The organism is Scytonema hankhaensis NUACC26 (assembly GCF_045865695.1).
Lineage (GTDB): Bacteria > Cyanobacteriota > Cyanobacteriia > Cyanobacteriales > Nostocaceae > Scytonema.
This window is the reverse complement of sequence record NZ_BAACAP010000164.1, coordinates 33336-41767: the sequence shown is the minus strand read 5'-3', so window position 1 is coordinate 41767 and position 8432 is coordinate 33336. Positions and strand designations below refer to the sequence as shown.

Genomic DNA, 8432 nt, shown 5'->3' with positions numbered 1-8432 from the left:
CCGTTAAGGAAGCGATCGCTAAAGATGCTGCTGAAGCTGCTAAGAAGCAAATCGAAGAAGCTGGCGGTAAAGTTACTGTTAAGTAATTTGCAATTTGTAATTGTACTAGAGCGCTAGTAGCGCTCTAGTAATTAACTTCCAAAACTGCTAAAGAAATCCAAAGTTTCCTTCAACGCTTTCACAAAAACGTCAATTTCTTCACGAGTATTGTAGAAAGATAAACTTGCTCTTGCAGTTGCTGCAATGCCTAAGTGACGGTGTAATGGTTGAGTGCAATGATGTCCGGAACGAATGGCAATACCTTCTTGATCTAATAGTGTAGATATGTCATTGGCGTGTACATCTTTGGCAGTGAAAGCAGCAAGTGCGGCTCTCCCTAAACCTGCAACTTTAGGTAATGGACCAAACAGACGAATTCCAGGAATTTGTCTTAGTTTTTCAAAAAGATAGCCAGTCAATTCAGATTCATAAGCATAAATTTTATCCATGCCAATATTGCTTAGGTAATCTACTGCTGCACCCAAAGCAATTGTTTCAGCAATAGCTGGCGTACCCGCTTCAAATTTATGAGGTAAATCGGCATAGGTAGAACGATCTAAAAACACTTCAGCAATCATTTCCCCTCCACCTAAAAAGGGAGGCATTTGCCGTAGCAATTCCAACTTGCCATACAAAAAGCCAATTCCAGTTGGAGCGCACATTTTATGCCCGGAAGCTACCAACCAATCACAGTCAAATTGCTGGACATCAATAGGCATATGAGGGACACTTTGGCAAGCATCAATTAAAACTTTGGCTCCGTATTGATGAGCGATCGCACAAATTTCTGTTACGGGACTAATACAACCCAAAGTATTAGAAACATGAACCACCGACACCAATTTTGTTTTGTCAGAAATCAGTGTTTTAAACTGTTCTAAATCAAAATTTTCCTCTGGTGTCAGTTCTACAAACTTGAGCACAGCACCCGTTTTTTGTGCCACAAAATGCCAAGGAACCAAATTACTATGGTGTTCCATAACTGAGAGAATAATTTCATCTCCCCGTTGCAAATTGTTCATTCCCCAACTGTAAGCAACTAAGTTAATAGCTTCACTTGCATTACGGGTAAATACAATTTCTTGACGCGATGCAGCATTGACAAACGCAGCAACTTTATCTCTGACTGCTTCATAAGCTTCAGTTGCTTTAGCACTGAGAGTATGTACGCCACGATGCACGTTAGAATTGTACTGCTCGTAATAATCTCGCAAAGTATTGAGTACGAGCAAAGGTTTTTGTGATGTAGCAGCGTTATCGAAATAAATTAAAGGTTTCCCGTTGACTTCCTGATGTAGTATTGGGAAGTCAGAACGGACTTTATCGGCAAGGGTTTTTTCTTGAGTATAAGTCATGGGATTTTTGGATACATGAATTTAGAACCGCAGATGCACGCAGATGGACGCTGATAGTATCCCAATATTATCCGCGTTCGTCAGCTACAGGCTGCGGTTACTATTAATTATTTGAGTGAGAGATTGTCTCACCGAAACAACAGGTATTTGATTGATGACTTCAGCCGCAAAGGCGTTAACCAATAGGTGGCGAGCATCATCCGCATCAATACCCCGACTTTGTAGATAGAAGATTTCATCATCCTCTAACTGACTCACAGTAGCACCATGGGCGCATTTTACATTATCAGCAGTAATCTCTAATTGTGGCTTGGTGTCAATTCTGGTTTTAGAGGATAGCAACAAATTCTGGTTTAACTGAGCTGCATCCGTTAACTGTGCGGGTTTCGGAACAAAAATTTTACCGTTGAACACTCCATGGGCGCGATCGCTGAGAATACATTTGTGCAACTGTTTGCTCGTACCATAGGGATAATTCAGTGCGATCGCACTGTGAGTATCCGCCAACTGTTCTCCTCCAATCGTCGTCAATCCGTTGAGGACAGTTTCGGTTTGCTCTCCAGTTTGCAAAATCTCTAAATTATGACGTGAAAGCTTTCCACCAAAAGTTACGGCGTGACAACCATACCAACTGTAACGAGCTTGAGACACAGCCGTCTTCCCAATGTGAACAGCCTCAGCACTTTCCGTCTCAATTCGAGTATGATTTACGCGAGCATTTTCCCCAACCCAAATTTCTGTAACCGCATTCGTCAAATACTGTACAGAAGCGCCATCTTTCGTATCTACATCTATATTCTCAGCGTCTAGAAAATTCCTATACTCTTCCACCAAAGTCACGCTACTACCAGTTTCCGCCACAACCAAGCAACGAGGAAGAGAAATTCCAGACTGCTCGCCAGTAGCAACAAATACCAAATGAATTGGTGTTTCCACAACCAGATTCTTTGATACCCAAACGACGGCGACATCAACCATTCCGCTTGTATTAAGAGCAGTAAATAGTTCGTGCGCCCCTTCAGATTGAGCCAAATATTCCTGGATGCGTTGACTATAAGTACTAGGTAAATTAGTTAAATTACTGACTACAACTCCATCTGGCAAACCTGTAACCGAGGATAACTCACATGAATAAACCCCATCGACAAAAACCAATCGACTAGTCGTAGTTTCTGGTAAAGATGGTAGCGATTGGTCATCAATAGAAGTACTATAGCGGCTCTCTACATGAAATTGAATTTTCCGTAAAAAAGATAGATCGCTGAAGCGCCATTCTTCATCACGAGTTGTAGGCAAAGTGGATTGGCGAACCCAAAAAACTGCACGTTCCCGTAATTCCTGCAACCAAGATACATTATTGGAATGCCTTTCAACACCCTGCACGATTTGATTCAACAAATCTATGAGATATGCATCTCTATCCAACACAGTAGATGCCAAATCAATGGAATGCGAGTTAGGAACTGGACTTGGAGAAACAAGAATACTCATTACGCAACCACCTCAACGCCATTTTCTTCCAGCACCCAGTCATAACCGCGAGATTCCAACTCTAGCGCCAGTTCCTTACCACCACTGGTAATAATCTGTCCTCGTGCCATAACATGAACGTAGTCTGGAACGATGTAATTCAGTAACCTTTGGTAGTGAGTAATCATAATTGTCGCATTCTCAGCGCTCGTTAATTGATTAACCCCATTTGCCACAATTTTCAGAGCGTCAATATCCAAACCCGAATCTGTTTCATCCAGAATTGCCAACTTCGGTTCTAAAAGCGCCATCTGTAGAATCTCATTGCGCTTCTTCTCACCACCAGAAAACCCTTCATTCACGCTACGGTTGAGAAAAGCAGAATTCATCTTCACCACTTCCAGCTTTTGCTCCACCAAGTCATCAAAATCAAAAGCGTCCAATTCCTCCAAACCCCGTGCTTTCTGACGAGAGTTGTAAGCCACACGCAAGAAATCCAAATTACTTACACCGGGAATTTCTAAAGGATACTGAAATGCTAGAAATATTCCAGAACGGGCGCGTTCTTCTGGTTCCATCTCCAACAAGTTTTGTCCTTGGAAAATAATTTCTCCGCCAGTCACCTCATACGCAGGATGTCCAGCCAAAACTTTAGAAAAAGTACTCTTTCCAGAACCATTTGGTCCCATAATTGCATGGACTTCACCCAATCGAACCTCAAGGTTTACACCCTTGAGAATTGGTGTCCCATCAACATTTGCCGTCAAATCTTTCACTGACAGCACGACTTCACTATTCTCAATAATCATGATGTGTGTCTTTTTCCTCTCGATCTCGTTCCCAGGCTCAGCCTGGGAATGCTATTCACGAGGCTCTGCCTCAAATGTATCGTGAGGCAGAGCCTCACAGTATGCGTTACCAGGCTGAGCCTGGTAAACGAGAAAGTGTGCGTAACCGGGCTGAGCCTGGTAACGAGAAAGCCTGGTAACGAGAATTACCCAACACTACCTTCCAACTTCAAACTCAACAACTTATCAGCTTCTACAGCAAACTCCATTGGTAGCTGATTGAACACATCCTTACAGAAGCCACTAACCATCATAGAAATTGCATCTTCTGTAGAGATACCGCGTTGTGCAAAGTAGAAGAGTTGATCTTCCCCAATCTTAGAAGTAGAAGCTTCATGCTCTACCTTAGCAGCATTATTCTGCACTTGAATATAGGGAAAAGTATTAGCATGAGCATTATCCCCAATCAACATAGAGTCGCATTGAGAATAATTTCTCGCCCCTTCTGCTTTGGGATTAATTTTTACCAGTCCGCGATAGCTGTTGCTAGAGTTTCCAGCAGAAATCCCCTTAGAAATAATGGTGCTACGAGTGTTCTTACCAACGTGAATCATTTTAGTACCAGTATCAGCTTGCTGCATATTGTTCGTCAGCGCGACTGAATAAAACTCGCCTACAGAATTCTCACCCACTAGCACGCAGCTAGGATATTTCCAGGTAATTGCAGAACCAGTTTCTACTTGAGTCCAAGAAATCTTAGAATTGATACCCTGGCATAAACCGCGCTTGGTGACGAAATTGTAGATACCGCCTTTGCCATTAGCGTCGCCAGCGTACCAGTTCTGAACGGTTGAGTATTTAATTTCAGCGTTGTCTAAAGCAACGAGTTCGACAACAGCAGCGTGCAATTGGTTGCTGTCATACATCGGGGCGGTACAACCTTCAAGATAAGAAACATAGCTTCCTTCCTCAGCGACAATTAGTGTTCGCTCAAATTGCCCAGTTTCACCGTTGTTAATCCGGAAGTAAGTAGACAGTTCCATTGGGCATTTCACTCCCTTGGGAATGTAAACGAAGGAACCATCACTAAATACGGCAGAATTTAGGGCTGCAAAGTAATTATCTGCTACCGGAACAACGCTACCCAAGTACTTTTGTACGAGATCTGGATGTTCTTGCAATGCTTCTGAGATGGAGCAGAAGATAACACCATCTTTAGCTAATTTTTCTTTGAATGTTGTTGCTACGGAAACACTATCGAAAATTGCATCAACGGCAACATTCGCCAACCGCTTCTGTTCTGATAGGGGGATGCCTAACTTTTCAAAGGTTTCCAAGAGCGTTGGATCGACTTCCTCTAAGCTGTTCAGCTTTTGTTTCTTTTGTTTTGGTGCTGAATAATAGATGATGTTTTGATAGTCTATTGCAGGATACTTGACACTCGGCCAAGTTGGTTCAGCCATTTTTTGCCACTGACGGAAAGCCTTGAGGCGAAACTCCAACATAAACTCCGGTTCGTTCTTCTTGGCGGAGATTAGACGGACGATTTCCTCGCTCAGTCCACGCGGAATTGTGTCGGCTTCAATGTCAGTAACAAAGCCGTACTTGTATGGCTGGTTAACTAAGGTTTTGACAGTGGCACTCATCGGCTGTTACTCTTGTGTTCTTTTTCTTAATCTCTTTAAGGACGGAAGACGGAATCTTTAACCGAGCTTCCTTTTTGACGCTAGCCGAGGTGTGACTCGACTGCTATCATAATAAGTATAAGGACTAAAACAACATACGTGTTGTTTAACATATCTTTATTCTACGCTAGATTAGCCATAATTTAGCTTTGTCATGATAAATTTTTGGGACGACGATGGCGACTATCCACCAGTCCTCAACCAAGCAAGATATTTTGGAATATCTTTTAAAACACTCGCAAGCTACGGCTTTCGATCTGGCTGACGCTCTAGACGTTAGCCCGCAAGCAATTCGCCGTCATATTAAAGATTTGGAAGCAGAGCAACTTATATCTCTTGTGTCATCCGTACAAGGGGGAATGGGGCGTCCGCAACATATCTATCAACTGACTCGGCTGGGCAAAGAACGGTTAAATATAAAAGTCAGCGAACGCCTCGGCGATAGCTATGGAAAGTTTGCTGTATCCCTACTAGATACATTAGCGGAAACGGTAGGACGAGATGAAGTTAGTTTAATTCTCAGAAAACAATGGGAACGCAAAGCGCAAGATTATCGAGAACGTCTTGGGGATGCTCCTCTCGCTGAAAGAGTGGCGGCTTTGGTAGAACTGAGAAAAGCTGAAGGTTATATGGCTGAATGTCATCCAGTACCGTCGGGCCAATCATTGGATGACAGTAAGTTCATTTTAACAGAACATAACTGTGCCATTTCCAATGTCGCGGAGTCTTTCCCCAGCGTTTGCGGTCATGAACTAGAAATGTTTGCTGCTGTATTGCCAGATTGTACCGTAGAACGTACTCACTGGATCATTAATGGCGAACACAGGTGTGGATATCTCGTCCAAGCTAGAACATAAATACTTTTCCCATGCCCAATGCCCAATGCCCTATTTTCGACCTAATATATAGTTATTTTATTAAGTGTAAAGTTTTTTGAACGAGCGATTATGAACTTACCTCCGCAATCAACACCACAATTTTTAACATTAGAAGAATCCGCAAAGGTTGATGCTGCTTTACTGTCTTCACCAGAAAAGTTTTTAACTAGAATAACTATTTCATCTCTCAGGCTTTTAAATCATATAGCTCGCGACTATAACGTAACTGTTGAAGATTTAACAGCACAACAAGTTGTTGCTTGGTTTGAGAAAGATAGCAAGATTCGCCGCGAACAGGGTGTTGATGCTGCTTATTTGAAGTGGTAAGAACACCTACAAAGGTATAAAGAAGTTTTATGTATCATTAGATACGATTTTGGTTAGACAACTTGGGAGCCTCCCAATTAGGAACAAACACCCTTACGATTGAAATCGCGGCTATACAAACAAAGTTCACCTACGTGAACTTAATGTTTAGTCCTTGTCCCATATAACCCATAGTCGATGTTTGTAACCGATTTTTTTGCGATCGTGAAAAGAATATGAGAGTATGAATTAGCAAAAACCAATGGCTTATCCTGAAAATAAACCCAGTCTTCCTGAAGTTCACCGTAGCATTTCTATCCCAAATAGTAGTAGCTTTTGGCGCAAGATGCTAGCTTATGCCGGTCCAGGGTATCTTGTTTCAGTTGGATATATGGACCCTGGAAACTGGGCAACTGACATTGCTGGAGGAGCTAAGTTTGGCTACACCCTGTTGACAGTGATTCTGCTGTCAAACTTAATGGCAATATTGCTACAGTCTTTGTGTGTGCGTTTGGGTGTTGCTACGGGGCGAGATTTAGCACAGGCTTGTCGGGATTACCTCAGCCCACGCATCAGCTTTTTTTTGTGGGTACTGTGTGAAATTGCTATTGCTGCTTGTGACTTAGCAGAACTTTTAGGTAGTGCGATCGCCCTGCAACTCCTGTTTGGGATTCCCTTAGTATGGGGTGTGTGCATCACTACAATAGATGTACTTGTATTGTTGTTCTTACAAGGTAAAGGCTTTCGCTATACAGAAGCTTTGGTAATTATGCTTGTAGCAACCATAGGCATTTGTTTCACAGCAGAAATTCTTTTCTCTCGACCTAATTTTGGGAGAATTTTGTTGGGGTATCTACCCAAGCGAGAGATTTTACAGAATCCAGAAATGCTTTATATTGCTATTGGTATTTTAGGGGCAACAGTGATGCCTCACAACTTATACCTACATTCCTCCATCGTACAAACACGCGATTGGCAGCCTACGACTCAAAAGCGATGGGAAGCGATTAAATTTGGCACTATTGATTCAACTTTTGCTCTGTCTTTGGCACTATTTATCAATTCAGCAATTTTAATTGTATCTGCTGCAACGTTTCATTTTTCAGGGAATCAAAATGTAGCAGAAATTCAAGATGCTTATAAACTACTTTCACCATTATTAGGAGTTAGTGCTGCGAGTGCTATTTTTGGTATCGCCTTACTTGCTTCTGGACAAAGTTCAACACTGACAGCAACTTTAGCAGGGCAGATTATAATGGAAGGATTTTTGCAATTTCGCCTTCCGTCATGGTTGCGCCGTCTGGTAACCCGTTTGCTTGCCATCATTCCAGCGTTAATTACTATTATTCTCTTTGGAGAAAAGAGTACAAGCAGCCTCATAGTTCTCTCTCAAGTTATCCTCAGCTTACAGTTACCGTTTGCCGTAATTCCATTGGTGATGTTTACAAGTAATCGTAGCCTGATGGGTGAGTTTGTAAATCCACTATGGCTCAAATCTTTAGCCTACTTTGTTGCCATTATTATCGTTGGCTTAAATGCTTGGCTGTTATTACAAAGTATTTTTAGCTGAGAAATTAATTATGCATTACCCAAAAGTCTTGGTAGGAGCGCTCTTACCGCCGCGCCCTTACCGAGGTACAAGCAGCTTTGCTATTGAACGAGCGAGTAAGCTATGAGTTTTTTACTTTGATTGCGTAATTTAGATCGGAGACTGTGTGGTCATACGTAGATAGAAAACAAGCATTTATAGGAATCCTATTTGATTTCTGAAAAAATCTCAGTACCGTAGGGTGGGCAATGCCCACCCTACGTATATTTCAAAAATTAAATAGGAGTTTTATATCCTGTTTCTATTCCATTATTGCATAAGTTAATATCGGTTTCACCTATAAAAAAGTGTTTATCCTGTAG

The 8432-nt window shown here is 42.0% G+C and carries 8 protein-coding genes; 4 read left to right on the top strand and 4 right to left on the bottom strand.

Annotated elements, in window-relative coordinates; all coding sequences use genetic code 11:
- On the top strand, positions 1–86 hold an 86-nt coding region (locus ACKTT2_RS13560; protein ID WP_407887618.1), incomplete at its 5' end, for a ribosomal protein L7/L12.
- Positions 87–131: 45 nt separating this feature from the next.
- Here the strand turns inward: ACKTT2_RS13560 and ACKTT2_RS13555 are convergent.
- The 4 genes from ACKTT2_RS13555 to sufB all read right to left on the bottom strand — a co-directional run bounded on the left by ACKTT2_RS13555 (position 132) and on the right by sufB (position 5298).
- The gene (locus tag ACKTT2_RS13555) at positions 132–1394 is read right to left on the bottom strand and encodes a SufS family cysteine desulfurase (protein WP_407887614.1); all 1263 of its coding nucleotides are present in this window, start codon (positions 1392–1394) and stop codon (positions 132–134) included.
- Between the two features lie 84 nt (positions 1395–1478).
- Entirely contained in the window at positions 1479–2885 is a 1407-nt protein-coding gene (gene sufD / locus ACKTT2_RS13550; protein ID WP_407887612.1) for a Fe-S cluster assembly protein SufD, read from the bottom strand.
- Positions 2885–3673, bottom strand: coding sequence for a Fe-S cluster assembly ATPase SufC (gene sufC / locus ACKTT2_RS13545; protein ID WP_407887610.1), 789 nt, complete (start codon positions 3671–3673; stop codon positions 2885–2887). The genes sufD and sufC overlap by 1 nt, the downstream gene beginning before the upstream one ends.
- Positions 3674–3858: 185 nt before the next feature.
- Entirely contained in the window at positions 3859–5298 is a 1440-nt protein-coding gene (sufB, locus tag ACKTT2_RS13540; protein ID WP_407887608.1) for a Fe-S cluster assembly protein SufB, read from the bottom strand.
- Positions 5299–5513: 215 nt separating this feature from the next.
- Between sufB and sufR the strand changes: the two genes are divergently transcribed.
- From sufR to ACKTT2_RS13525, 3 genes are all read left to right on the top strand, one after another.
- Positions 5514–6194, top strand: coding sequence for an iron-sulfur cluster biosynthesis transcriptional regulator SufR (gene sufR / locus ACKTT2_RS13535; RefSeq protein WP_407887606.1), 681 nt, complete (start codon positions 5514–5516; stop codon positions 6192–6194).
- A 90-nt stretch (positions 6195–6284) separates the two neighbouring features.
- Positions 6285–6542, top strand: a complete 258-nt coding sequence (locus ACKTT2_RS13530; protein WP_407887604.1) for an NDH complex assembly factor CRR9 — start codon at positions 6285–6287, stop codon at positions 6540–6542.
- Positions 6543–6783: 241 nt separating this feature from the next.
- Complete coding sequence (locus ACKTT2_RS13525; protein ID WP_407887602.1) at positions 6784–8091, top strand: Nramp family divalent metal transporter; 1308 nt, start codon at positions 6784–6786, stop codon at positions 8089–8091.
- The last annotated feature ends 341 nt before the right edge of the window (positions 8092–8432 follow it).

Excerpts from the sequence above, each read along its gene's own strand:
- ACKTT2_RS13555 (WP_407887614.1), bottom strand. The coding sequence starts at position 1,394 with ATGACTTATACTCAAGAAAAAACCCTTGCCGATAAAGTCCGTTCTGAC.
- sufD (WP_407887612.1), bottom strand. The coding sequence starts at position 2,885 with ATGAGTATTCTTGTTTCTCCAAGTCCAGTTCCTAACTCGCATTCCATT.
- sufC (WP_407887610.1), bottom strand. The coding sequence starts at position 3,673 with ATGATTATTGAGAATAGTGAAGTCGTGCTGTCAGTGAAAGATTTGACG.
- sufB (WP_407887608.1), bottom strand. The coding sequence starts at position 5,298 with ATGAGTGCCACTGTCAAAACCTTAGTTAACCAGCCATACAAGTACGGC.
- sufR (WP_407887606.1), top strand. The coding sequence starts at position 5,514 with ATGGCGACTATCCACCAGTCCTCAACCAAGCAAGATATTTTGGAATAT.
- ACKTT2_RS13530 (WP_407887604.1), top strand. The coding sequence starts at position 6,285 with ATGAACTTACCTCCGCAATCAACACCACAATTTTTAACATTAGAAGAA.
- ACKTT2_RS13525 (WP_407887602.1), top strand. The coding sequence starts at position 6,784 with ATGGCTTATCCTGAAAATAAACCCAGTCTTCCTGAAGTTCACCGTAGC.